Consider the following 22,989-nt stretch of genomic DNA (forward strand, 5'->3'; position numbering starts at 1 on the left):
GCTCAGAAATCCAGCGCCGCCGAGACCATGACGGTGCGTGGCGCGCCCAGCGCCAGGCTGGACAGCAGCGGCATGCCCCAATAGGCCTTGTTCGTCACATTGGCGACCTGGGCCCTCAGCGTCAGCGGCTGGCCGGCCAGGCGGCCGGCATGGCGTGCACCGATGTCGTAAATCGTCCGGCCCGGCACCGACAGCGCGTTATCGGCGCTGATGTACTGCCGGGACATCGCCGTAGCACCCGCCGTCAGCGTCAGGCCCGGCAGGGCCGCCAAATCCCATTCGGCGCCCAGCTTGGCCTGCCACTTGGGCACACCGGTGGCCTGGCGGCCCTGGTTGACGCCACCGGCGCTGCGGGTCAGCTTGGGGTCCACATAGGCCAGCCCACCCATCAGCCGCAGGCCGCGCTGGGCCGTGCCGAAGAAGCTCCAGTCCACACCCCGGTTGCGCTGTTCGCCACCAAAAGAAAAGCGTTTGCTGAGCGGATCGATCATGCTGCTAGGGCGGCTGATCTCGTACAGGCTGAGGGTGTGGACAAACTCGCCCTGGTCGAGCTTGAGGCCCAGCTCCTTTTGCTGGGTCTTGTAAGGCGGGAACTCATCGCCCGCGTTTTCAGTGCCCATCGGCGCCTTGGCGCCCTGGCTGAGCCCCTCGATGTAATTGGCATACAGGGACAGCGAATCCGAGGCCTTGAACAGCAGGGCGACGACCGGCGTCGTGGCGCCCTGCTCGTAGCGCGAGACGAGCGCCCCGGTGTCCACATTGAGGTTGTCGCTGAGCACCTGCTGGCGGCGCAGGCCCAGGGTCAGTTGCAGGCGCTGCTGGGCGAAGGACAGGGTGTCCGCCACGCCATAGCTGTTCAGCCGCAGCGCGGTCTTGAAGATGGGCGGCGCGATGAACTCGGCGGCCGGACCCCAGACGGGTTGGTAGAGGTTGGTGGTCCAGTCCGAGCCGGGCACGCGCCGGCGGCCGTAGTCGTTCTGCTGGTGCTCGTAATGCGTGAGGCTCAGGCTCAGCTGATGATCGACGGCGCCGGTGCGCACGCGCCCGCGCAGGCCCAGCTCGGCCGAGCGCTTGTCCACATCGAAGGCCAGCTGGCCTATGCGCGTGAGGTAGGTGCCGGCGCTGTCTTGCAGCTCGGCCGCCATGGCGCCGTTGTACTCGTAGCGGGTCTTGCTGCTGCCCAGGGCCAGATGGGCTTGCAGCTGCTCGGCCAGCTGGAACTCGCCGCGCAGCAGGGCCGCTTGATCGCGGGTCTGCACATGGCCCCAGGGCGGGTTGAGCAGGATGTCGGGTCGGGGCGGCCGGGGCACGGCCACGCCCGCCGCCAGCACAATGCCGCGCGCCGGGCCGGCCACAAAGTCCTCACTGCGATAGAGGTCGGCGGACCAGCGCACGCGCTCACCTCGCCAGTCCAGGCCCAGGGCGGCCAGCTGCACTTTTTTGTCCTGCTGCTTGACGGCGCCCTCGCCATCCCGGTAGACGGCGTTGAAGCGCAGGCCCAGCTGCTTGCGCTCGCCAAAGCGCCGCCCCAGGTCGAGGTGGGCGCCCAGCTGGGCCTGGGACAGATAGGTGGTCGTCAGGCGGCTCAGCGCCTCATCCCCGGCGCGTTTGGGCACCAGATTGATCGCGCCCCCCACCGAGCCGCCCGGCGGCATGCCCATCAGCAGGGCCGAGGGGCCCTTGAGCACCTCGATGCGCTCGAACATCTCGGGCGAGCTGCGGTAGAAAGGCGCCATGCCGAACAGGCCGCCGACCATCACGTCGCCGGTGTTGGCGGCAAAACCCCGGATCGAGTAGTTCTCGCTCCAGGCGCCGGTGACGCCGTTGCTGAACACCGTCGGGTCGGTGGCGGCGATCACCTCGGTGATGTCCTTGGCCTGGCGGTCGGCGATGCGCTGGCTGGTGTAGCTGATGGTGCTGAAGGGGGTCTCCATGAAGTCCTTTTCCCCCAGCAGGCCGAGCCGGCCCTCGGTCGCCACCTGGCCGCCCGGATAGACCTTGGCCGCCGGCCCTGCCTGGGCCTTGGCCCGCACGATGGGCAGCGCGGGCGCGGCCTCGCTGGCTTCGGTCGGCTGGGCCCAGGCCGGCAGGGCGCTCAGGCCGGCGAGCAAGGCCTTGCATGCCAGGGCGGTGCTGCGATGGCGAGTGAATCGATGGATCAAGACAAACTCCTTTCAGTTTGAATAATTTCTTACTTATTGATAGCCCTTGAGCACGTCGTTGATGACGATGTGCAGGGAGCTGAGGCTGGCGGCCGTGATGTACCAGGCGTCGGCGTCGACGAAGACCACGCGGCCGCTCTTCCAGGCCTTGGTCTGGCGCAGCAGCGGGTTGGCCATGCGCTCGGCGTCCATCACCGGGCGGCGCTCCATCACGGCCGTGCGGTCCACCACGTAGAGGATGTCGGGGTCGGCCTGCTGGATGAACTCGCTGGAGATGGGCTGGCCATGCAGGCCGGACTCGGCCGCCTGGCCGGCCGGCTGCACGCCCAGCGCATCGAACACAAAGCCGTAGCGCGACTGCGGGCCAAAAGAACTGAAGGCGCCGTTGTTGTGCAGCACGATCAAGGCCTTCTCGGGCCGGCCCGCGGTCACGCGCCGGGCCTGCGCCAGCCGGGCCTCCAGCTCGGCCGCGCGGCGCTCGGCCAGTTCCTCCCGGCCGAAGATGCGGCCCAGGTCCAGCAGATGCTGCTTGAGCACGGCGATATGCCGGCCCTGGCTATTGCCGAAGTCCACGTCGTAATGCAGGCTGGGCGCGATCTCGCTCAGCTCCTGGTAATGCTGGGCTTGCAAAGGTGTCATCAGGATCAGGTCGGGCTTGAGCGCGTGCAGGCGCTCCAGATTGGGTTGCACGATGGCGCCCAGGTCCTGCACCTGGGCGGCGTCCTTGTAGCGAGCCAGGAAGTGCGGCACATAGTCCTTCACCATGCCCGCGATCGGCACGCCCAGCTGGTCGAGGAAATCGGCCTCGTTCATGTCCAGCACCGCCACCCGCTGCGGGCGCTGGCTGATCAGGGTGCGGCCCAGCTTGTGCTCGATGCTGATGGGCGCGGCCAGCGTTTGCGCGGCCGCTGGCGGCTCAGCGGGCTTGTCGCTACAGCCCGGCAGGGCCGCCGCCAGGGCCAGCGCGAACAGCAGCTGGCAAGGTCGGCACTGGAATGTCATGGTCATGCTCCTTGGGGCTTGAAGTAATTGCACAGGCGGACGCGCTCGCGCCGCAGGATTTCGAAGTCGATCTCGTAGAGCTCGCACAAGCAGGCCTCGCTCGCCACCTGCTCGGCCGGGCCGCTGCAATGCAAGGCCCCATCCTTGAGCGCGACGATGTGGTCGGCGTAATTGGCGGCGAAATTGATGTCGTGGATCACCAGCACCACGGTGCGCCCCTGCTCGTCGCAGAGGCGGCGCAGCGCCCGCATGATTTGCAGGCCATGCTTCATATCGAGGTGGTTGAGCGGCTCGTCCAGCAGCAGCAGCGGGGTCTGCTGCGCGATGCACATGGCCAGCGCGGCCAGTTGGCGCTGGCCACCGCTCAGCTCGTCGAGATAGGCCTGCCGCAAGGGCGTCAGCGAGAGGAAGTCGAGCGCCGCGGCAATGGCCTGGTGATCGGCCGGCCCCAGCCGGCCGCGGCCATGCGGGAAGCGCCCGAAGGCGACCAGCTCCTCCACCCGCAGCCGCAGGCTCAGGCCGGGCGACTGGCGCAGCGTGGCGACCTGGCGCGCGTACTCGGCGAGCGGGATGTCCGCCACCGGGCGGCCGGCCAGCCGGATCTCGCCGCCCCAGGGCTGCTGCAAGCGCGCCATCAGCATCAGCAGCGTGGACTTGCCGGCGCCATTGGGGCCGATCAGCGCACTCATGCGACCGGGCGGGAATTCGGCGTTGACGCCGGACAGCACGGTCCGGCCGCCATGGCGTTGGCTCAATTGGTGAACGCTGATCATGCAAACAAGCCCCGGGCGCGCAGCGTCAGCGCCAGAAAATATGCACCGCAAACCAGATTGACCAGGATGGCCACGGTGGTCCGGTAGTTGAAGACATGCTCGACCAGCAACTGGGCGGCGATGAAAAGCGCCACGGCCACGGCGCAGCCTAGGGGCAACGTCAGCCGGTGCCGGCTGCTGCCGGCCAGCGCGTAGGCGATATGGGCCACCAGGATGCCCATCAAGGCCGTGGGCCCGATCAGGCTGGTGGAGACCGCGACCAGCAGGGCGATCCAGGCCAGGCCGCGGCGCAGCTGCCGGCCCGGCTCCACGCCAAGCGCCTGCGCCTGCTCCCGCCCCAGCGCCAGCACGTCCAGCACCGGCAGCGCCCGGCGCAGCGCCAGGCCCACGGCGGCCAGGGCCAGGGCCGCGAGCAGCAGGGCCTGGGGCCGCACCCGGTTGAACGAGGTCTGGCTCAGGCTCTCGAACAGCATGAATTCGCCGGGGCTGATGCGCAGCTGGATGAATTGCGTGGCCGTGCCCATCAGCATGCTCAGCACCAGGCCCAGCAGCAGCAGGCGGTAGACGTCCTCACCGGTTTCGCTCAGCAGCCAGCGCTGCAGGCCCCAGGAATAGCCCAGCATCAGCAGCACGGCGCTGAGAAAGCCGCCCACGCCAAACAGGCCCGGCAGCAGCAGGAGCAGCGCCTGCCACAGCAGATAGACCGACTCATAGCCCATCACCGCCGGCGTGAGGATGCGGTTGCCGACCAGGGTCTGGAACAGGATGGCCGAGAGCGCCACGCAGCAGCCGCCCACGACCATGGCCCCCAGCCGCAGCAGGCGTTTCGGGATCACATAGCCGTAGTCCAGCCCCGCACCGGCGAACACAAAGAGCAAGGCCAGCCCGAGCAGCAGCAACAGCATGAGCAATATCGCCCGGCCTTTCACCGCAGCCCCCGCAGGATCAGCAGCAGGAACAAGGCCCCGCCCACGCCAGCGGCCGTCAACCCTATGGGCAGCTCAAAGGGGTGGATCAGCAGGCGGCCGGCGATGTCACAGGCCAGCAGCAGCGTGGCCCCGCCCAGCGCCACCAGGGGCAGGCTGCGCCCCAGGTTCTCGCCATGGCGCAGCGCCACCCAATTGGGGACGACCAGGCCGACAAAGGGAATCGCCCCCACGGTGATGACGGTGGTGGCCACCGTCAAGGCCACCAGCAGCAGGCCCAAGGCGGCCGTGGCTGCATAGCCCAGGCCCAGGCTGCTGGCCATCTCCTCGCCCATGCCCAGCAGCGTGAAACGCTGGGCATACAGAAAACTCAGCGCCACCACCGGCAGGATCAGGTAGAGCAGCTCGTACTGCCCCTGCACGACCTTGGAAAAATCGCCCAGCAGCCAGCCCCGCATGCTTTGCAAGATGTTGTGGCGGTAGGCATAGAACTCCGCCAGCGCGCTGAGCAGGCTGCCGTAGCTCAGCCCTATCACCGGCACCAGCACCGTATGCTGCCAGCGGATGCGACGGACCAGGGCCAGGAACAGCAGGCTGGCGCCCAGGCAGAAGGCCAGCGCAAACAGCATGCGGCCGGCCGTGCCCGCGCCCGGCAGCCAGACCAGGGACAGCAGGATGCCCAGCTTGGCCGCGTCCAGCGCCCCCGTGGTACCGGCCTCCACAAAGCGATTGCGCAAGATGTGCTGCAGGATCACGCCGCTGATCGCCAGGCCCGCGCCGGCCAGCACCAGGGCCGCCAGGCGCGGCAGGCGGCTGGCCGTCAGCGTCAGCCAGGCATCGCCCGACAAGGCGAACGCCTGCTGCCAGGCGAACTGCCGCGCGCCGATCAACAGCGAGGCGCCGCACAGCAGCAGGAACAACAGGGACAGCCGGCGCAGAGGCATCAGCGACCGGCCTCAAGGGCAACAGCGTCCGGCCCTGCGGCCAGATGCCAAGCCTGGGCCGCCTGCTGCTGGGCCAGCATCTGCGCGTAGGCGCCGCCGCTGACGCGCAAGACCGCGGGCGCGCCCTGCTCGATCACCCGCCCGCCCTGCAGCACCACGATCTGGTCGGCCATGGCCACGGTGGAGAGCTGGTGGGCGATCACGATCAGCGTGCGCCGCCCGCGCAGCCGCGCCAGCGTGGCCTTGATCACCGCCTGGTTCTCGGCGTCCAGCGCGGCCGTGGCCTCGTCCACCAGCAGGATGGGCGCGTCCTTGATCAAGGCCCGGGCGATGGCGATGCGCTGACGCTCGCCGCCCGACAACCGCGCACCGCCCTCGCCCACCGGCGTGTCCAGCCCCTGCGGCAGGCGCCGGGTAATCTCCGCCACGCCGGCCAGGCGCACCGCCTCCAGCAGCTCGGCCGCACTGGCCTCGGGCTTGCCGACGCGGATATTGTCGGCAATGCTGCCGCTGAACAAATAGCTGTCCTGGAAGATCTGCGCCAGCTGAGCGCTCAGGCCCGCGGCCGACTGCTGCCGCACGTCCACGCCGCCCACACAGACCTGGCCCCGCTCCACATCGAAGCAGCGCGCCAGCAGGCGCAGCAGCGTGCTCTTGCCCGCGCCCGACTCACCCACCAGGGCCGTCATGCTGCCCGGCGCAATCTGCAGACTCAAGGCCCGCAGCAGCAGGGGCTCGTCGGGGGCATAACGGAAATCCACCTCGCACAGCGCCACCGAGGCATCGCGCGGTGCCTGCGGCTGCGCCGGCTCCGGCAGCGGCCGGGCGGCCAGCAAGGCCTGCACGGCCGCCAGCTGGCCGCGCGCCGCGCGCAGCAGCTCGGCATAGCTGGCCAGCTCCAGCAAGGGCTCGACAAAGCGGCACACCAGCAGCAGGGCGAGCACCAGGCCTATCGCCTCACCCAGGGCCAGGCCGCCCACCAGCCGCAGCGCGGCCAGGGTCAGCAGGGCCGCGAACACGGCTTGCACGGCCCAGACCCCCAGCACGGCGGCCAGGGCCGAGCGCCAGATCAGCCCCAAGCCGCTACGGTGCTGCGCGGCGATGGCCTGCTCCAGCCGGCGGCTGCCGGCGCCCTCGCCATTGAAGGCACGCAACATGGACTGGGCCTGGGCGAACTCCAGCATGCGCCGGCTCGCCTCGGCAAAGCGCTGCTGGAAGCGCTCATCGGCCCGCCGCGCCAGGCCGGCCGCGAACCGGAACACCGCCACCAGCGCAGGCAGTGCCAGCAAGGCCAGCAGGCCTAACTCACCATGCAGGCGGCACAGCGCCAGCGCCAGCACCAGCGCCACCATCGCGCCGCTGATGACGGGCGTCAGCACATGGGCGGGCAGCTGGGCCAGGCTCATCATGCCCTCGGTGGCTCCATGGCCCAGCCGCGCGCTATTGGCGGGCGTGAACCAGCCGATGGGCAGGCGCAGCACATGCTCGCCCAGGCGCTGACGCGCGCCCTGCAAAATGGCCAGGCCCAGGCCTATGCCCGCCCGCTCCACCCGGCGCCGCCAGGCCCAGCAGGCCAGCGCACCGGCCAGCAACAAGGCCAGCCAGCCCAGCGCGCCGCCCACATCGCCGGCCAGCAGCAGGCCCAGCACCGGCAGCAGGGTGCTGAGGGTCAGGCCGCTCAGCAGGCCCAGGGCCAGGGCCATGCAGAGATAGCGGCGCAGGCTGGGGCCGTCCTCGCCCAGCAGCTGCAACAAGGTTTTCAACATAAGGTCTCCCCGCCCAAGGCCCACAGCCGGGCATAGCGGCCCTGCAAGGCCAGCAGCTCGGCATGGCTGCCCTGCTCGAGCAGCCGGCCGCCGTCCAGCACCAGGATGTGGTCGGCATGACGGACCGTGTCCAGCCGGTGCGCGATGAGCAGCAGGCTGCGGCCGCGCGCCAGCCGCGCCAGCGCCTGCTGGAGGGCCAGCTCGGTGCCGGCATCGGCAGCGGATGTGGCCTCGTCCAGCACCAGCACGGGCGGGTCGAGCAGCAGGGCGCGTGCGATGCTGAGCCGCTGGCGCTCGCCGCCGGAGAGCTGGGCATCCTCGCCCAGCACCGAGTCATAGCCGCGCGGCAGGGCCAGGATGCGGGCATGGATCTGGGCGGCACGCGCGGCGGCCTCGACCTCCTGCTGGCTGGCCGCGGGCCGGCCCAGCGCGATGTTGTCGCGCAGGCTGGCATGGATCAGCTGCACCTCCTGCAGCACAAAGCCGATCTGCCGGTACAGCACCGGGCTGTCCAGCTGGCGCAGGTCCACGCCACCCAGGGTGATGCGGCCCTGGGTGGGATCGAAGAAGCGCAGCAGCAAGCGCGCCAGCGTGGACTTGCCCGCCCCCGAGGGGCCGACCACGGCCGTAACCGTGCCGGGCCGCAGGGTGAAGCTGATGTCGGACAGCAGCGGCGCCTGGCCCTCGTAGGCATAGCCCACATCCTCGAAGCAAACCTCATGGCCCTCGGGCAGCCGCGCACTGCCGGCGGGCGGCGGTGCCAGCAGGGGCGTGTCCAGCAAGGCCAGCACGCGCTGGGCGGCGGCCGTGGCACTGCCCAGTTCGTGCAACAGCGTGTGCAGCAGCAGCACCGGCGCGCAAACCCCCGGCGCCACCAGGACGAAGGGCAGCAGCTCCACGGCGCGGATCCAGCCCAGGGCCATGAACAGCGTGCCGGACAACAGCACCAGACCCAGCACCGTGACCGGCGCGATCAACGCATGCGCATGGGCCATGGGCCCGACCAGGGGCCGGGTGAAAGCGGTAAAAGCCTGCGCAAAAGCGTCGACGGCCTCCCGGTAGCCCTGGTGCGCCCGGCCGCCCTGGCCAAAAGCCTTGAGCACCGGCAGGCCGGCGATGAACTCCGCCGTCGCGCTATTGATGCGCAACTGCCCGGCCACCAGCTCGGCCATGCTGGCCGCGCCGGCCCGCATGGCCCGGCGCAGGAACAGGAAGAAGCCCGGCAGGGGCAGCAATGCGACAATCGCCAGCCGCCAATCCAGCGCGAACAGATAGAGCGCCGAAACCAGGATGACCCCGGCCACGCGCGCCACGGCGGTGTAGAAATGCGCCGTCAGGCCATGCAGCGTGCCGATGTCATCCTGCAACGCCTGCTTGACCTGACCGGAACTCCGCTCGGTGAACCAGCCCAGCGGCAGCTGGGCCAGGTGCCGCACAAGCCGCAGGCGCAGGCCATGGCTCAGCTCCGTATCGGCCAGATGGGCCAGCAACTCCGCCGCCAGCACCAGGCTCATGCCGACCCACACAGCCAGCACGCTCATGCCGATCACCCGCCAAACCTCGTCCCGCGTCGGCGCGGCCTCGCCCAGGGCGAGCTGGGCGATATGCAGGATGCCGGCCAGTGGCAGCAGGCTCAGCATGCTGCCCAAGGCGGCCAGCCCTGCCGCCAGGGCCAGCCGGGCGCGTATCGGTCGCAAGACCCGGCTGATCGGGCCGCCGCCCCCAGACTCGGCCGTGGCCGTTTCGCAAATACTCATGGGAAAAAATGCAAGGACTCTGAAGACCCGGTGCCGCGGGGCCGTGCAAGGCCGCGGCCGTGCAGCCCTGTCGAGAATCGGAATACGAATTAGTTGCATCACTATAAACTAATTCACCAACAGCACGACCACAAGACCACAGGCCTCCAAAGGGAACCCGTCATGCCATCGCCCAAGACCCCTGCCCCGCGCGGACGCCCCCGCAGCATCACGCCCGCGCGCATCGCCGATGCGGGCATCGCCATCGGCCTGCCCCACATCACCTTTGTCGGCCTCGCCGCCGCGCTGGGCGTCAGCCATATGGCGCTGTACAAGCATGTGCCCAGCCTGGAGGCGCTGAAGAGCCTGGTCGCCGAGCAGATCTTCAGCCGCTGGGAGCTGCCCCCGGCTCGCGCAGGCGGCCCGGGCGAGCTGGAGCAATACCTGTTTCTGTTCGTCGCCTCGCTGCGCGAGCTGGTCAAGGCTCACCCGGGGCTGACGCCTTTTCTGCTCCGCCGCTCGGCCGCAACCCAGCCCATGATCGCCAAGATAGACCATCACCAAAGCCTGGTGGCGCAGGCCTACGGCATCTCCAAGACCCAGGCACGCGAGCTGCTGGCCACGCTGGCCTTCCACTGCATCGCCGTGGCCGACACGGTCTATTCGGTCTCGGGCCAGGGGCTGGAACTGGCCTCGGACCGGGCGGCCGAGGCGGCCGAGATCGAGGCCGAATTCGCCCAGGGCATGCGCACCCTGATCGTGGGCGCGCTGACCCTGCTGGCGCGTGAGGGCTCGGCCAATTACCGTCAATGAAAGTAGTTATGTTTTAATCGGCCGCCGTCCTGCCAGGACGAAAACAGAACAACAGGGAGCCAGCACATTTGAAAAAGAGCAAACCCAAACACTGGACCGCGGTGCTTGCCCTGGTGGCCTGCATCATGGGTCCTCTGCACACCACGACCGCATGGGCGGGCGGCCCGCCCTACCAGCCGCTGCCCAAATTCGGAATCGAGCCGGGTGCCCCCTTCCCGGCCGACGGCCTGCTCGACCCCGCGGGCCAACCCTTTGCCCTGGAGCCCTTGCGCGGCAAGCCCGTGCTGATCAACTTCTTCGCTAAGTTTTGCGCGCCCTGCATCAAGGAAGTGCCCCAGCTCAACCAGGTCAAGGCCCGCCGCACGGACTTCCATATGCTGGCCATCACCCTGGACAGCAGGGCCGACGCGGCGGACTACGTCAAAAACCACGGCCTGCGCTGGCAGGTCGCCGCCAATGGCGCCGATCTGATGCTCAACCGCCTCAGGGTCATGGCCTTCCCGGCCTTTGCTCTGCTCGACAGGGACGGACACCTGCTGGCCACGGTGATGGGCAATCAGCTGGGCGCTGCGGACGGCCACGCCACGGCCGAGGGGATTGAGGCCTGGGTGGACCTGCAGCTGGGCAAAAAGCTGAAGTGAACGACCAAAGCCGAGGCGTTTAGACCGGCAGATACAATGAGATTAATTCTCATTAACAATACTTCTGCCTTCCGCCATCGTGTTGATGACCGAACCCTCCGTCCAGCCTCAGCCGCTCTTGCAAGGCCTGTACCGCGAGCACCACGGCTGGCTGCTGGCCTGGCTGGATCGCCGCATACGCTGCGCTGCCGACGCGGCCGACCTGAGCCAGGACGTCTTTCTGCGCCTGCTGCGGCGCCCGCAAGCCCTGCCGCTGCAGGCGCCGCGCGCCTATCTGGCCACGGTGGCGCGCGGCCTGATGATTGACCATTGGCGGCGCCGCGAACTGGAACAAGCCTGGGCCGAGACCCTGGCCGCCCTGCCCGAGGCCCAGGCCCCCTCGCCGGAGCAAGAGCTGGAGCTGCTGCAGCTGCTGATCGAGATCGACCGGGTACTCGACGGGCTGAAACCGGCCGTGCGCCGCGCCTTTCTGCTGGCCCGGCTGGAGGGCCTGAGCTGCCCTCAGATTGCCCGCGAGCTGGGTATTTCCCTGGCCACGGCCGAGCGCCATGTGGCGGCCGGTCTGCGCCGCTGCTACGCGCTGCGCTACGAGTCGTGACAGATCTGCCCGAACCGGTGATCGCGGCCGCCATAGGCTGGGCCGTCAAGCAAGACCTGGGTCGGCCCGATGCGCCCGCCCAAGCAGGCTTTGCCGAATGGCTGGCCGCCGACCCGCTGCACGCCCTGGCCTGGCAACGTGTCAGCGCGCTGCATGCCGGGCACGCGCCGCCAGGATCTGCCAAGGTCCTGGGCCTGGCGCTGAACCAGGCCCGGCGCAAGAGCGGGCGGCGCCAGGCGCTCAAGCTGCTGTCGCTGGCCGGCCTGGGCACAGGCACGGCCTGGCTGGCCCGCGAGCAACTGCCATGGCAGCGCCTGCTGGCCGACGCCAGCACCGCCATCGGCGAGCAGAAAACCCTGCGGCTGGCCGATGGCAGCCGCCTGATGCTCAACACCGACAGCGCCGTGCGCAGCGCCATCACGCCGCAGGAACGTCGCGTCGAGCTGCTGCGGGGCGAGATCGGCATCAGCACCTTGGCCGCCGACGGCCGGCCGTTCTGGATCGACAGCCCGGCAGGCCGGGTGCAGGCTGGGGGCTGCCGCCTGGTCTTGCGGCTGATGGACGATAGGGCCCGCCTGCGCATCAGCGTGCAGCAGGGTGCGGCGGCGCTCCATCCGGCCGCCGACGCCAGCCGCAGCGAGGTGCAGGCCGGCCAAAGCCGCTGGCTGAGCGCCACCGGCAGCAGCGTCGCCGACGCGTCTGGCCTGCCCGAGGCCGATGCCTGGACCGACGGCGTAGTCGCCGGCCAGCGCATGCGCCTGGACCAGGTGCTGGCCGAGCTGGCTCGCTACCGGCATGGCCGCATCCGCTGCGACGCCAGGGTGGCCGGCCTGCCGGTGTCCGGGGTCTTCCATGTGGCACGCAGCGAGCAGGCGCTGGAATTTCTGCAGCGCAGCCTGCCCATCCGGGTGCGCCGCCTGACGCCCTGGTGGACCGAGATCCTGCCACGTTGACATTTTTTTGAATCTTGGTGAGGGGATGGCCCTGTCTCGTCCGGCCTGAGGTTCAGAAGGCCCTGATTTCCAGGCTGCCACGCCCTCTCGTCAATGAAAAAACATCAGACCTCCCCTCGTCTGCTCAGCCGTCTGGCGCTGCACAGCGCCCTGCTGGGCCTGAGCCTGCTGGGCGCCCAGTCCGGCGCCATCGCGCAAACCGCACCAGCCGTCCGACACGACATACCGGCCACCTCGCTGGAGGCCGCACTGCAGCGTTATGCCCGCAGCACCGGCATCAATCTGAGCTATGACGCGGCCCTGCTGGCCGGGCGCCAAAGCCAGGCCTTGCAGGGGAGCTACACCCCGGCCGCCGGCCTGGCCGCCCTGCTGGCCGGCAGCGGCCTGCAGGCCCAGGCCCAGCCGGGCGGCGGCTTTGTGCTGCGCCCGGCCGTGGCCCAAGCCGCACCACCGCCGGCCACCTTGGCGGCTAGACCCGCCGCAACACCGGCCCGGCCCGCCAGCACGCCCGAGCCCGAACCCCAGGCCGCCCTGCCGCTGGTGCGAGTCAGCGGTACGGCCGACCGCCAGGCCCAGCGCGAACTCGGCTACCGGGCCAGAACGCAGGCCTCCGCCGGCTTTGGCGAGCAGGCCTTGCTGGACACGCCCTTCCAGGTCAGCGTGGTGACGGCCGAGCTGATGCGCGACCAACAATCCCGCTCGCTGGCCGATGTGGCGCGGCTGGACGCCTCGGCCGTGGTCGGCGCGCCCGACACCGGCTGGTACGACCGCATCTCCTTGCGTGGCTTCTCTATCCGCGAGGCCTATCGCGACGGTCTGCGCATCAGCGACCAGGCACAGGTGCCGCTGGACAACAAAGCGGCGGTGGAATTCGTCAAGGGCTTGTCGGCGCTGCGCTACGGCTTCAGCACGCCGGGCGGCGTGATCAACTACATGGTCAAACGCCCCACCGAGGCACCGCTCAGCCGTGCCGGCCTGAGCCTGAACGGCTTTGGTGGCCTGGCCCTGCACACCGATCTGAGCCGCCGTTTCGGAGTGGACCAATCCCTGGGCCTGCGCCTGAATGCCAGCCTGGAGCACGAGCGCCATGAGGTAGCCGAGCAGCGCGGGCCACGTCGCTTTGTCAGCGCGGCGCTGGACTGGCTGCCCCGGCCGGACCTGCGGGTGGAGCTGGAAGGCGAGTTCCAGCAGCGCGAGCTGGGCGGCAACTACGGCCTGGGGCCCGATGCCTTCGCCCCCGGCGTGGACTCCCAGGCTCTGCTGGCGCGGCTCGACCGCAAAGCCTATCGCGGCCAGAGCTGGTCCACCTACCCTTCCCGCACCAGCGCAGGCAGCGCGCGCCTGAGCTTTGCACTGAACGACAACTGGCGCTTGCAAGCGGCCGCCCAGGTGCAGCGCATACGCCGTGCGCAATACGGCATGTGGGTCAGCAGCGAAAGCCTGCAGGCGAATGGCGATCTGCAGCTGGAACACTACATCAGCGAGCAACAGCTGCGCGGCGGCGAGGCCATGACTATGCGTCTGGACGGTACATTCCACACCGCAGCCCTGAGCCACCAGCTGACCTTGGGCCTGGAGCGCACGCGCGAAATCCAGTTCGAACCGGCCGTCTTCTGGGCCACGCTGGGGCGTAGCAATCTGTTCAACCCGGTGCGCTACCCCAAACCCAGTTTTGCGCCGGAACAAGCCGACGACTGGGACAACCGCAATATCACGGACTCGGTTTTCCTGAACGACACGATCAGCTGGGGCAGCGACTGGCAGCTCAATGTCGGACTGCGCCAACTGCGCCCCCGCTTCGAGAACTTCAAGCGCGACGGCAGCCTGAAAGCCGCCCCCTTCAAGCGGTCTGCCTTCACGCCCAGTCTCAGCCTGGCCTACAAGCCGGCCGCCCACCTGTCCATCTATGCCAACTATGTGCAAGGCCTGGAGGGCGGTGGCACCGCGCCCACCGACCAAGACATCGTCAACAAGGGCGAGGTCATGCCGGCCCTACGCAGCCATCAGCAGGAAATCGGCTTCAAGGCCGAACTGGGCGCGGGCAGCCTGTTCTCGGCAGCGCTGTTCAATATCGACAAGGGCCTGGAACGCAGGAGCGAAGCCAAGCGCTGGGTGCAGGACGGGCGCCAGGTGCATCGCGGCGTCGAAGCCAGCCTGAGCGGCACGGTGCGCCCGGGCTTGCGCCTGGTCAGCAGCCTGGCCTGGCTGGACGCCAAGACCGTCAAGGGCGAGGACCCCAGCATCGTCGGCAAACGCCCCACCGATGTGCCCAAGCTGCAGGCCAATGTCTTGGCCGACTGGCAGCTGCCGGGCCTGCCGGGCTGGTCGCTCAATGCCGGCGCCTTCCACAAGGGCAGCCGCGCCATCACGGCGGACAACCGCCTGAGCCTGCCGGCCTACACCCGCTTCGACGCCGGCCTGCGCTATGCCGGCCCGCTGGCCGGCGTGGAGAGCACGGTGCGACTGAACGTGCAGAACCTCGGTGACAAGCGCTACTTCGAAACCGGCTACGCCTTCGGCCTGCCGCGCACGCTGCTGTTGTCGGTAGACCTGGAGTGGTGAGGCCGCGGCGCTGAACCGCGATATCGAGCGCATGAGGGAGCTGGCTGCTGTTGCGCACGGCTCATCGTCCTTGTCCGACTCGTCCGAAGAGCGCCGCAAGTCTTGCGCGCGGGCCGGCCGGCCTGGCCTGACAATGCCGCCTCTAAGCATGCAACCGAGAAGAGGCCCCTATGGCGCGCGACCCAGGTTTGGAAGCCATTCTGTTCGAGGAGCTTGGCGGACTGGACGGCCTCACGGACAAGGCCATGTTCGGCGGCTGGGCCTGGCTGCTGGAAGGCCATCTGCTCTGTGGCGCGCGCACGGACGGCATGCTGGTGCGCCTGGGCAAGGGGCAGGACGGCTGGGCCCTCGCCCTGCCGGGCGTGGCAGCCATGATCTCTCGTGGCAAGCCCATGGCGGGATGGGTCAGGGCCGAGGCGCGGGCTTTTGCTAACGACCAAGTCCGCCGGCAACTGCTGGATGCCGCGCTGCGCTTTGTGGCCGCCTTGCCCAGAAAGTAAGACCCAGTCCCATGGGCCTGACCCGAACCCCATGCGCACAATAATGCGCTGAGGAAAGCCAGCACCATGCCCATCATCCACCTCATCGAAGGCCCCGTCGGCGCCGGCAAATCGACCTTTGCCAAGTCGCTCGCCGCTCGTGTCGAAGCGCCGCATATCGCGCTGGACGAGTGGTTCGCCAGGCTCTTCAGCCCGGACCGGCCGGCCACGGATCTGCTGCCCTGGTATATCGCACGCAAGACCCGGCTGCTCGATCAGATCTGGCGGCATGCGCAGGACCTGCTGGCTTGCGGCATGGCGCCGGTACTCGAACTGGGCCTGGTCCAGCGGCAGAGCCGCGCAGAGTTTTATCTGCGCGCACGCGAGGCGGGCATCGACCTGCAGGTGTATTTGCTGCAGACGCCCCGCGATGTGCGGCGTGAACGAGTCATGCGCAGAAACATCGAGCAAGGCCCCACGTTTTCCATGCTCGTGCCCGCGCCGTTTTTCGAGATGGCGAGCGATGCCTGGGAAGAACCCGATGAAGCCGAGATTGCGGAGCAGCGCATCGAGATCATCGCCAACGGGGCTTGAGCCCAAGCACCCAGGCTCGATGCGATTCAAACGCGAGCGGCATGCTGCGCCGCTTGTCAGCCCTTGGCCAACTGATACAGCTCATCCTTCAGCCGCGCCCGCTGCTGCTTCATCGCATGCAAGGCGTGGTCTTCGATCGCCTTGATGCCGAGTTCGTCCTGGCTGATCTGCTTGTCCAGCGCATCGTGCGCTTCAAGCTGCTTGGCGAAGTGGGCGTTCTCCTGCTTGAGCTGCTTGATGCGCTCGGCCAGTTCAGGAAACTCGATGCTGAGCGCGTGAGGGAGCAGGCTGCTGTTGTGCATGGCTCAAATTCCTTTGTTGGAACGGCAAGGGATTGCGGCCCAAGTATTGCACGCAGCCAGGGACAGCCGTCCCCCTACTCCCGGTTCCTGAAGGCCAGCCAGCCCGCCACCACGGTGAAGGTCAGGATGATCAACGCGATGATGGCAAAGCCATGCGGATGGTCGTTCAGCGGGATGCCGCCCACATTCATGCCCAGCATGCCGGCGATGATGTTGATGGGCAGGGCCAGCACGGTAACCACGGTCAACGTGAAGACGCTGCGATTGGTCTGCTCGCCCACCTGGGCGGCCATTTCCTCCTGCAGCAGCTTGATGCGCTCCTGCAGCGCGGCCAGGTCGCGGATGACGATGCTGAACTCCTCGGTGCTCTGGCGCAGCTCGTCCAGATCGTGCGGCCTGACCCAGGGCGGCGGCTGGCGCAGCAGGCGGAACAAGGCGCCGGGCTCGGGGGCTAACAGCCTTTGCAAGCGTACCAGCACCCGGCGCAGCTTGCCCATATCGGCGCGCTTTTGCTGCAGATGGCCTTGCAGCAAGGCATCCTCCACCCGGTCCACCTGCAAGGTGGCGTCGCGCACGATGCGCACCAGGACATCGCCCTGGTCCTGCAGCAGATGGTTGAGCAGGGCGACCGAGGAGTCGAACCGCGCGCCGTCGCGCACCGCCTGGCGCAGGCGGTCGATGGAGCGCAGGGGGTGGACGCGGGCGCTGACGGCCACCCGGGGCTTGACGTTGAGCCACAGGCTGGCGATCTCGGAGGGGTCGAAGGAAAACTCGAAGGCCACATCGTTGACGACGGCGATCAGATTGTCGGCCGCGTCCTCGATGCGGGTGGAGCGCGAGCCCTCGCGCAAGGCGTCGAAGAACTCGGGCGGCAGCTCCAGATGCGACTGCATCCATTTCTCGGAAGCGGTGTCGGTCAGATTGAAGTGCAGCCAGATGAACTCGCCGGGCGTCTGCTGCGGGCTCTGGGACAGCCAGGCCAGGGCCTCGCCCAATTCGATGGCCCGGCCCTGGCCCTGGGGCGCAAACAAGAATCCGCAGATCAGCGCCCGGTCTTCGGCCGCAAAGGTGTACGCCATCGTCATCAAGCCTCGCTCAGATCCTCTTCCAGCGGGCGATTCTTGCAGCGAAATATGTCAGGCGCCCACAAGCCCGTCATAAAACCGACTTGCAGGCGGGCTCGATGCCATGAAATAAAAAAGGCCGGGGCTTGCGCACCGGCCTTGGTTCTCAGCGATCTTTCAACAAATCAGACGCGCTGCATATTGGCGCGCAGCACCGTGGACAAGGTGTCCAGGCTCTCGGCCAGATGGGCACGGGTCTCGACCGAATGGCCGCCCTTGGCCAGGGCGTTCTTCAGATCGGCTTGCAGCTGCACCGCATGCAGACGGGCCAGCGAGTAGGCATCGGCCAGCACGCCGGGGCCGCCGCTCTTGGTCAGCACGGACTGCAGGCGCTTCAGATGCTCGCGCTGCAGATTGCGGCGCAGGCGGTCGATCTCGCTGCCGTTCTTGAGCTCGCTCCAGATCGAGGCGTTCAGCGTGGCATAGACCTCGTTCAGCGAGATCAGGCCCTTGCGCTGCTGCTCCGGCACATAGGAGGGCAGGTCCAGCAGACGCATCGCGGTATTGCCGCTCAGCAGGCGATCCAGCGCCACCAGCTGCACGCGGGCCACGGCGGCCGGCACGTTCAGCGGGCCGCCACGGTCCCACTCGTTGTAGTCGATGGTCAGGGTGGACAGGAACTCGGGGCGGAACTTGAAGCTGTCCGCACTGAACAGGCCGGCGGCCAGGAACTGCAGGGCTTCGCGTTGCTTGGCGGGCTCCACCGGCTTGAAGCTGGCGCGGCCGGTCGATCCGGGCAGATCACGCAAGGCATGCATGCCGCCGACGTATTTGCCCACCAGCTCGGCCGAGCGGAACAGCTGGTTGAAGCCGCTGACGATGGAGCGGCGCTGGCGCAGCGGGTCTTCACCAGCCTCGGGCTTGCGGTCCTGCACGCGGGCCCACAGCTCCTTGGATAGCTTCAGGCGCTTCTTGTAATAAGCCAGCGGGTCGTCGCCCAGATCGAAGCGGTTGGCCAGCGGGTCCATGCCGTCGTAAGGGCCAAAGCCACCGGCATCGCCGTCGTCCGCATAGGCCAGGGCCGGCTCGGTGCTGCGCGCGGCGATCTTGGCCAGCTCGGCCGCCTCATTGCCCGCGGTGATGGGCTTGTAGGCGTACTCGATGGCCCAGTAGTCGTAAGCGCCCAGCTGGGTGTTGTTCAGCGTGGTGGGCGCCTCGCCCTGGGCGGCGATGTTGTAGGCGTTGTAGTCCATCACCGAACCCGAGATGCCATGGGCTTCGGTATAGGCCTTGTCCTTCAGCTGCGCCTGGCTGACGGTGGTCGAGGCCTTGAAGTTGTGCTTCAGGCCCAGGGTGTGGCCCACCTCATGCATGATCACATCCTTGATGCGGGCAAAGATGAAGGCATCGGCCTCGGGGCTGTCGGGGGCGATCTCGCCGCGCGCTTCCAGCACATCCAGGGCGAAGTCCATCTCGGCGGCGGCTTCCTGGGCGTAGTTGCAATAGGCCTCGGCGCCATGGCCATGGCCGGCGTGCGAGCCGGCCCTGGCCGCCAGGCTCAGCGGAGTCTGCTGCAGGCCGGCGCTCATGCCGGGGCCCACGTCCTCGCTGATGAAGGCACGGCCGCCGCGCACAAAGATATCGCTCATGCCGATGTCGGCGTCGAGGATTTCACCGCTGCGGGGGTCGGCATGGCTGGGGCCGATGGCGAAGCCCACATCGGCGCCGACAAACCAGCGCACCGAGGCGTGGCCGGCGTCCATATTGTCCCAATCGGCATCGTCGGGCTGCTGCTTGGCGACGACGGCGTTCTTGAAGCCTATCTTCTCGAAGGCCTTGTTCCACTCCACGATGCCGGCCTCGACGGCGGGGCGGTACTTGGGCGGAATGTTCTTGTCCATCCAGTAGGTGATGGGCTGCATCGGCTCCGACAGCGCGGCGGCCGGGTCGGCCTTCTCCAGGCGCCAGCGCTTCACATAGTGCACGCGCGGGTTGGGCTTGGCGTCCTTGCCCAGATCGGTGAAGGTCTCCATGAAATGGCCCAGGCGCGGGTCGGTCAGGCGCGGGCTCATGGCCTGCTCGGGCAGGGCCGCGAAGCTGTAGACAAAGCTGACGAACATGCTGCGGGGGTCAGGTGTTGCCTGCGGCGGCGTGGGCAGGGGCACCGGCGGGGCCACCAGCGGCGGCGCGGGGATGCGCGGCGTGGCGTAGTGCATGCGGGCCGTCAGCGTGCTGAGCTTGGCGTCGGCACGGGCGGCTTCGAAGTAGGAGTTGGCGCGGTCCGGACCGAAGGGGATGCGGTAGACCATCTCCAGGCGGGTGGACAGGCCGGGCAGATCGCCCAGGAACATGCTGGCGTCGATCAGCACCGACTTGCGCTCGGGGTGCTCGGCGCTGGCCACGGGGCCGGCGGCCAGCAGGCTGGGCGAGAAGGCTTGCTCGACGGCCAGCTTGGCGCCGCCCTCGGCGCGGAAGGCCGTATTCAGCGCCACCAGCTGGATCTGGTTGCCGATGCGGCGCCATTCCACCAGCTGGTCCATGCCCATCTGGCTGGCGTACAGGCCACGCTCACCCACGCCGTTAGCGACGTTGACGGTGAACATAAAGGGCTTGCCGATCTTGTCCTTGGGAATTTCCAGCCAGACTTTTTCGTCCTTGCGCCAGATCGGGAAGAGGCCGTCCTGGCTCTTGGCTTCCTTGATGATGTCGGCAAAGGGCTTGGGCGCCGTCGGGTCGGCGGGCGGGCGCGGGGCGGCGGCAGCAGCGGCGGGGCCGGCCGGGGCAGCGGGCTTGGCGGCCGCGTTGGCGGCGGGCGCGGCCGCCGGTGTGGCGGCAGGGGCAGCGGACGGAGAGGCGGCAGCACCGGGCGCCGTGCCCGTGGCGGCACAGGCGCTCAGCAGGGTCACGGCCGCCGCAACGGCGGACAGGCTCAGCAGGCGGCGCGCGCCGGCCGACTTGGCATCAGAGGAAAAAACATTCATGCAGACCATCCTTGGACTGTTTGTGAAGGGCCGGGCCCCTGCTGTGAAAAGCGGCGAGCCTGGCTGCAAAGCCCGCAACTGTCCGCTTTCGCCCGGGCAGCGTCAATGCGTAAATTCGTTGTTCGCCCACCGCTTTCTGCACTCCATCGCATCGGGGCCGGCCGCGCGCCACGGGGCCTGCCTACACTGGGCGCCATGAACGCTGATCGTCCCAAGCCCACTCCCGCCGCGGCCCCGGCCGCTCGCGCCAGCCATCTGCTCTATCTGCACGGTTTTCGCTCCTCGCCCGGCTCGGCCAAGGCCCGACGCATGGCCCGCTGGGTGGGCGAACAGCGCCCGGACCTGCAGTTCCTCTGCCCCCAGCTGCCGCCCTCGCCCACCGAGGCGATGGCCTTGGTGGCGGCCCTGACGCGGGACTGGCCGCAGGGCGAGGGCCGGGTCCTGATGGGCAGCTCGCTGGGCGGCTTTTACGCCACCGCGCTGAGCCAAACCCCGGCCTGGGCCCGCAGCCGCGCCGTCTTGCTCAGCCCCGCCGTGGACCCGGCGCGCGATCTGGCCCGCTATATCGGCGAGCACCGCTGCTGGCAGAACCCGGCGGAGAGCTTCTTCTTCCGCGCCGAGTACGTGGACGAATTGCGTTTGCTCAAGCCCGCCGACTTGCAAGCGCCGGAGCGCCTGCTGGCCGTGATCGCCAAGGGCGACGAGGTGCTGGACTGGCGCGAGATGCAGGCCCGCTACGCCCAGGGCCCCATCCATCTGCTGGAGGGCTCGGACCACGGCTTGTCGGACTTCGACGACTATCTGGCCAAGCTCTGCGGGTTTCTGCGGCTCTGAAATGGCGCCAAGCTTTTTAGAACTGCTTGAGTTGAGATAGGCTGTCGACATGAACTCCGCCAGACGCGTTGCCAGACACTGGGGCCGCTGGATCATCAGCGGGCTGGTCGCGGCCTTGCTGTTCATGCAGCTCGCGGTGGCGGCCTATGCCTGCCCGAAGCTCGACGGCCCGGCTCAGGCCGTGGCCATGCTGGGGGCGGGCACGGCGATGGCGGCCATGCCCGACTGCCAGGCCATGCCAGGCGGCATGGACGAGGCCTCGCCCCAGCTGTGTCTAGCCCATTGCAGCGCCGACAGCCAAGCAGCACCTTCGGCTCAGGCTCTTGATTTCCACACCCCGGCCGAGCAGTTGCTCTGGCTGGCCTATGTGCTGCCGGCGGCCTTCGAAGGCGCGGCCTTGGCGGAGCGGCGGGAGGCCAGCACAGCGTCGGCCTCGCCGCCCGGCTTCCCTGCGCTTTATCTGACGCTTCAGGTCCTTAGGAATTGACGGTCCGCCTGCAGCCGCTGCGACTCCCGCAGTGGCTGACATGCCGCACCCACCGTCTTTCCAAGGACCCTCATGAAAACTATCCCCCCCGGTGTGCCGAAGGCGCACCCCCATGCGCCGCGCCTTGCCGCGCGCCATTTCCCCCTGCTCGGCGTGCTCGCCCTGGCCACAGGACTGGGCCCCGGCTCAGCGCAGGCGCTGGCTTATCAGGAGGCGCTGGCTCTGGCCGAGCAGCAGAGCCCCGGCCTGACAGCCCAGCACTTGCAGCTCGAAGCGGCGGGTGCGGCCCATGGCGCCGCAGCGGCCTTGCCTGATCCCAAGCTGTCGATCGGCCTGGAGAACTTGCCCATCGGCGGCATGGACCGCTGGAGTCTCACGCGGGACTTCATGACCATGCAGCGCCTGGCCCTGATGCAGGAAGTGCCCAACCAGGCCAAGCGGGAAGCGCGCGTGCAGCTGGCCCAGGCCCGCTCCGAGCGGGAGCGCGCCGGGCTCGCGCTGCAGCGGCTGCAGATCAGGCAGGCTCTGGGCCAGGCCTGGGTTGCTGCGCAGTCGGCCGAGCGGCGTCAGGCCCTGCTCGACGCGCTGCTGGCGGAGAACCAGCGCCTGCAGGACAGCCTCCCGGCCCGTGTTGCCGGAGGCAGCGCACAGGCCGCTGACGTGCTGGCGGCCCGCCAGGAAAACCTGGCCCTGCTGGACCGGCGCGATGAGTTGCAACGCGACACCCGCAAGGCCCGGACGGCCCTGCGGCGCTGGCTGGGCACACGGGCCGACGAGGCGCTGGACGATGCGCCGCCGCCCTTGGCGATCCCGATCGAGCAGCTGCGTGCCGAGCTGCAGCGCCACGCGGAGCTGGCGCTTTATCCGGCGCTGCGCGAGGTGGCGGCCGCCGAGCTGCGCGAGGCCCAGGCCGAGTCGCGCGGCGACTGGTCCTGGGAGCTGGCCTACAGCCGCCGCGGCCGCCAATGGGGTGACATGCTGTCCTTCCAGCTCAGCTTCGATCTGCCCTGGCAGCAGGGGCAGCGCCAGGGGCCGTTGATCCGCGCCAAGCAGCTGGAGTCGCAGCGCGTCGAGGCCGAGCAGGAGGAGGCCAGCCGGCGGCATCTGCAGGCACTTGAAGAAAGCGTGCTCGAACTGCAGAGCCTGGAGCGGCAGATCGAGCGCCTGCAATCCGACGGCATGACCCTGGCCGTCGAACGCTCGGCCCTGGCCCTGAGCCGCTACCAGTCCGGCAAGGCCGAGCTGGCTTCGGTGCTGGCGGCCCGCGCCCAGGTGCTGGAGGCCCGTCTGCGCCTGATCGAGCTGCAAGCCCAGCGGGACGGCCTGCGGGTGCGGCTGAACAGCCTGATTGCCGATTGAGCGGAGAAGACGA

The 22,989-nt window shown here is 68.7% G+C and carries 20 protein-coding genes; 10 read left to right on the forward strand and 10 right to left on the reverse strand.

Going from position 1 to position 22,989, the window contains the following annotated elements:
* Window positions 1-2: 2 nt before the first annotated feature.
* Genes HNP55_RS21205 through HNP55_RS21235 form a run of 7 tightly spaced genes read right to left on the reverse strand, consistent with a single transcriptional unit; the run spans window position 3 to window position 9,330 of the window.
* On the reverse strand, window positions 3-2,162 hold the full coding sequence (locus HNP55_RS21205; RefSeq protein ID WP_184303959.1) for a TonB-dependent receptor: 2,160 nt from the start codon (window positions 2,160-2,162) through the stop codon (window positions 3-5).
* Between the two features lie 33 nt (window positions 2,163-2,195).
* Entirely contained in the window at window positions 2,196-3,170 is a 975-nt protein-coding gene (locus tag HNP55_RS21210) for a siderophore ABC transporter substrate-binding protein (protein ID WP_409993765.1), read from the reverse strand.
* The gene (locus HNP55_RS21215) at window positions 3,167-3,937 is read right to left on the reverse strand and encodes an ABC transporter ATP-binding protein (protein WP_184303961.1); all 771 of its coding nucleotides are present in this window, start codon (window positions 3,935-3,937) and stop codon (window positions 3,167-3,169) included. The genes HNP55_RS21210 and HNP55_RS21215 overlap by 4 nt, the downstream gene beginning before the upstream one ends.
* Entirely contained in the window at window positions 3,934-4,842 is a 909-nt protein-coding gene (locus HNP55_RS21220) for an iron chelate uptake ABC transporter family permease subunit (protein ID WP_221439729.1), read from the reverse strand. Before HNP55_RS21220 ends, HNP55_RS21215 begins: the two co-directional genes overlap by 4 nt.
* A gap of 20 nt (window positions 4,843-4,862) precedes the next feature.
* Window positions 4,863-5,807 (reverse strand): ABC transporter permease, encoded by a 945-nt coding sequence (locus HNP55_RS21225; RefSeq protein ID WP_184303963.1) that lies wholly within the window; start codon window positions 5,805-5,807, stop codon window positions 4,863-4,865.
* Complete coding sequence (locus tag HNP55_RS21230) at window positions 5,807-7,573, reverse strand: ABC transporter ATP-binding protein (RefSeq protein WP_184303964.1); 1,767 nt, start codon at window positions 7,571-7,573, stop codon at window positions 5,807-5,809. The genes HNP55_RS21225 and HNP55_RS21230 overlap by 1 nt, the downstream gene beginning before the upstream one ends.
* A complete protein-coding gene (locus tag HNP55_RS21235; RefSeq protein ID WP_184303966.1) occupies window positions 7,567-9,330 on the reverse strand; it encodes an ABC transporter ATP-binding protein in 1,764 nt (587 codons plus the stop codon). The genes HNP55_RS21230 and HNP55_RS21235 overlap by 7 nt, the downstream gene beginning before the upstream one ends.
* 162 nt (window positions 9,331-9,492) lie before the next feature.
* Here HNP55_RS21235 and HNP55_RS21240 point away from each other — a divergent pair, with 162 nt between their 5' ends.
* The 7 genes from HNP55_RS21240 (at window position 9,493) to HNP55_RS21270 (ending at window position 15,949) form a co-directional block, all read left to right on the forward strand.
* Window positions 9,493-10,122, forward strand: a complete 630-nt coding sequence (locus tag HNP55_RS21240) for a TetR/AcrR family transcriptional regulator (protein WP_184303968.1) — start codon at window positions 9,493-9,495, stop codon at window positions 10,120-10,122.
* A gap of 68 nt (window positions 10,123-10,190) precedes the next feature.
* Window positions 10,191-10,763 carry a TlpA family protein disulfide reductase gene (locus HNP55_RS21245; protein ID WP_184303970.1) on the forward strand — a complete coding sequence of 191 codons (573 nt, stop codon included), beginning with the start codon at window positions 10,191-10,193 and terminating at the stop codon, window positions 10,761-10,763.
* Between the two features lie 85 nt (window positions 10,764-10,848).
* On the forward strand, window positions 10,849-11,361 hold the full coding sequence (locus HNP55_RS21250) for a sigma-70 family RNA polymerase sigma factor (RefSeq protein ID WP_184303972.1): 513 nt from the start codon (window positions 10,849-10,851) through the stop codon (window positions 11,359-11,361).
* Entirely contained in the window at window positions 11,358-12,314 is a 957-nt protein-coding gene (locus tag HNP55_RS21255; protein WP_348648740.1) for a FecR domain-containing protein, read from the forward strand. The genes HNP55_RS21250 and HNP55_RS21255 overlap by 4 nt, the downstream gene beginning before the upstream one ends.
* Window positions 12,315-12,407: 93 nt before the next feature.
* Complete coding sequence (locus tag HNP55_RS21260; RefSeq protein ID WP_184303974.1) at window positions 12,408-14,876, forward strand: TonB-dependent receptor; 2,469 nt, start codon at window positions 12,408-12,410, stop codon at window positions 14,874-14,876.
* 170 nt (window positions 14,877-15,046) lie between these two features.
* Window positions 15,047-15,376, forward strand: a complete 330-nt coding sequence (locus HNP55_RS21265) for a TfoX/Sxy family protein (RefSeq protein ID WP_184303976.1) — start codon at window positions 15,047-15,049, stop codon at window positions 15,374-15,376.
* 66 nt (window positions 15,377-15,442) lie between these two features.
* Window positions 15,443-15,949, forward strand: coding sequence for an AAA family ATPase (locus HNP55_RS21270; protein WP_184303978.1), 507 nt, complete (start codon window positions 15,443-15,445; stop codon window positions 15,947-15,949).
* A gap of 56 nt (window positions 15,950-16,005) precedes the next feature.
* Here HNP55_RS21270 and HNP55_RS21275 read toward each other — a convergent pair whose 3' ends face one another.
* From HNP55_RS21275 to HNP55_RS21285, 3 genes are all read right to left on the reverse strand, one after another.
* The gene (locus tag HNP55_RS21275) at window positions 16,006-16,251 is read right to left on the reverse strand and encodes a YdcH family protein (RefSeq protein WP_184303979.1); all 246 of its coding nucleotides are present in this window, start codon (window positions 16,249-16,251) and stop codon (window positions 16,006-16,008) included.
* A gap of 74 nt (window positions 16,252-16,325) precedes the next feature.
* Window positions 16,326-17,330 carry a transporter gene (locus tag HNP55_RS21280; protein WP_184303981.1) on the reverse strand — a complete coding sequence of 335 codons (1,005 nt, stop codon included), beginning with the start codon at window positions 17,328-17,330 and terminating at the stop codon, window positions 16,326-16,328.
* A gap of 170 nt (window positions 17,331-17,500) precedes the next feature.
* Window positions 17,501-20,296, reverse strand: a complete 2,796-nt coding sequence (locus HNP55_RS21285; RefSeq protein WP_184303983.1) for a zinc-dependent metalloprotease — start codon at window positions 20,294-20,296, stop codon at window positions 17,501-17,503.
* A gap of 195 nt (window positions 20,297-20,491) precedes the next feature.
* Here HNP55_RS21285 and HNP55_RS21290 point away from each other — a divergent pair, with 195 nt between their 5' ends.
* The 3 genes from HNP55_RS21290 to HNP55_RS21300 all read left to right on the forward strand — a co-directional run bounded on the left by HNP55_RS21290 (window position 20,492) and on the right by HNP55_RS21300 (window position 22,976).
* Window positions 20,492-21,130, forward strand: coding sequence for a YqiA/YcfP family alpha/beta fold hydrolase (locus HNP55_RS21290; protein ID WP_184303985.1), 639 nt, complete (start codon window positions 20,492-20,494; stop codon window positions 21,128-21,130).
* Window positions 21,131-21,179: 49 nt separating this feature from the next.
* Entirely contained in the window at window positions 21,180-21,617 is a 438-nt protein-coding gene (locus tag HNP55_RS21295; protein WP_184303987.1) for a hypothetical protein, read from the forward strand.
* Window positions 21,618-21,689: 72 nt separating this feature from the next.
* Complete coding sequence (locus HNP55_RS21300) at window positions 21,690-22,976, forward strand: TolC family protein (RefSeq protein WP_184303988.1); 1,287 nt, start codon at window positions 21,690-21,692, stop codon at window positions 22,974-22,976.
* The last annotated feature ends 13 nt before the right edge of the window (window positions 22,977-22,989 follow it).

It is taken from the genome of Roseateles oligotrophus, from assembly GCF_014204525.1.
Lineage (GTDB): Bacteria > Pseudomonadota > Gammaproteobacteria > Burkholderiales > Burkholderiaceae_C > Paucibacter_A > Paucibacter_A oligotrophus_A.

What these genes read in the sequence shown, in the direction of transcription:
- HNP55_RS21275 (WP_184303979.1), bottom strand. Translation starts at nt 16,251, where the DNA reads ATGCACAACAGCAGCCTGCTCCCTCACGCGCTCAGCATCGAGTTTCCT.
- HNP55_RS21225 (WP_184303963.1), bottom strand. Translation starts at nt 5,807, where the DNA reads ATGCCTCTGCGCCGGCTGTCCCTGTTGTTCCTGCTGCTGTGCGGCGCC.
- HNP55_RS21285 (WP_184303983.1), bottom strand. Translation starts at nt 20,296, where the DNA reads ATGAATGTTTTTTCCTCTGATGCCAAGTCGGCCGGCGCGCGCCGCCTG.
- HNP55_RS21220 (WP_221439729.1), bottom strand. Translation starts at nt 4,842, where the DNA reads ATGCTGTTGCTGCTGCTCGGGCTGGCCTTGCTCTTTGTGTTCGCCGGT.
- HNP55_RS21235 (WP_184303966.1), bottom strand. Translation starts at nt 9,330, where the DNA reads ATGAGTATTTGCGAAACGGCCACGGCCGAGTCTGGGGGCGGCGGCCCG.
- HNP55_RS21295 (WP_184303987.1), top strand. Translation starts at nt 21,180, where the DNA reads ATGAACTCCGCCAGACGCGTTGCCAGACACTGGGGCCGCTGGATCATC.
- HNP55_RS21290 (WP_184303985.1), top strand. Translation starts at nt 20,492, where the DNA reads ATGAACGCTGATCGTCCCAAGCCCACTCCCGCCGCGGCCCCGGCCGCT.
- HNP55_RS21230 (WP_184303964.1), bottom strand. Translation starts at nt 7,573, where the DNA reads ATGTTGAAAACCTTGTTGCAGCTGCTGGGCGAGGACGGCCCCAGCCTG.
- HNP55_RS21265 (WP_184303976.1), top strand. Translation starts at nt 15,047, where the DNA reads ATGGCGCGCGACCCAGGTTTGGAAGCCATTCTGTTCGAGGAGCTTGGC.
- HNP55_RS21240 (WP_184303968.1), top strand. Translation starts at nt 9,493, where the DNA reads ATGCCATCGCCCAAGACCCCTGCCCCGCGCGGACGCCCCCGCAGCATC.
- HNP55_RS21250 (WP_184303972.1), top strand. Translation starts at nt 10,849, where the DNA reads ATGACCGAACCCTCCGTCCAGCCTCAGCCGCTCTTGCAAGGCCTGTAC.
- HNP55_RS21210 (WP_409993765.1), bottom strand. Translation starts at nt 3,170, where the DNA reads ATGACCATGACATTCCAGTGCCGACCTTGCCAGCTGCTGTTCGCGCTG.
- HNP55_RS21300 (WP_184303988.1), top strand. Translation starts at nt 21,690, where the DNA reads ATGAAAACTATCCCCCCCGGTGTGCCGAAGGCGCACCCCCATGCGCCG.
- HNP55_RS21280 (WP_184303981.1), bottom strand. Translation starts at nt 17,330, where the DNA reads ATGGCGTACACCTTTGCGGCCGAAGACCGGGCGCTGATCTGCGGATTC.
- HNP55_RS21270 (WP_184303978.1), top strand. Translation starts at nt 15,443, where the DNA reads ATGCCCATCATCCACCTCATCGAAGGCCCCGTCGGCGCCGGCAAATCG.
- HNP55_RS21260 (WP_184303974.1), top strand. Translation starts at nt 12,408, where the DNA reads ATGAAAAAACATCAGACCTCCCCTCGTCTGCTCAGCCGTCTGGCGCTG.
- HNP55_RS21215 (WP_184303961.1), bottom strand. Translation starts at nt 3,937, where the DNA reads ATGATCAGCGTTCACCAATTGAGCCAACGCCATGGCGGCCGGACCGTG.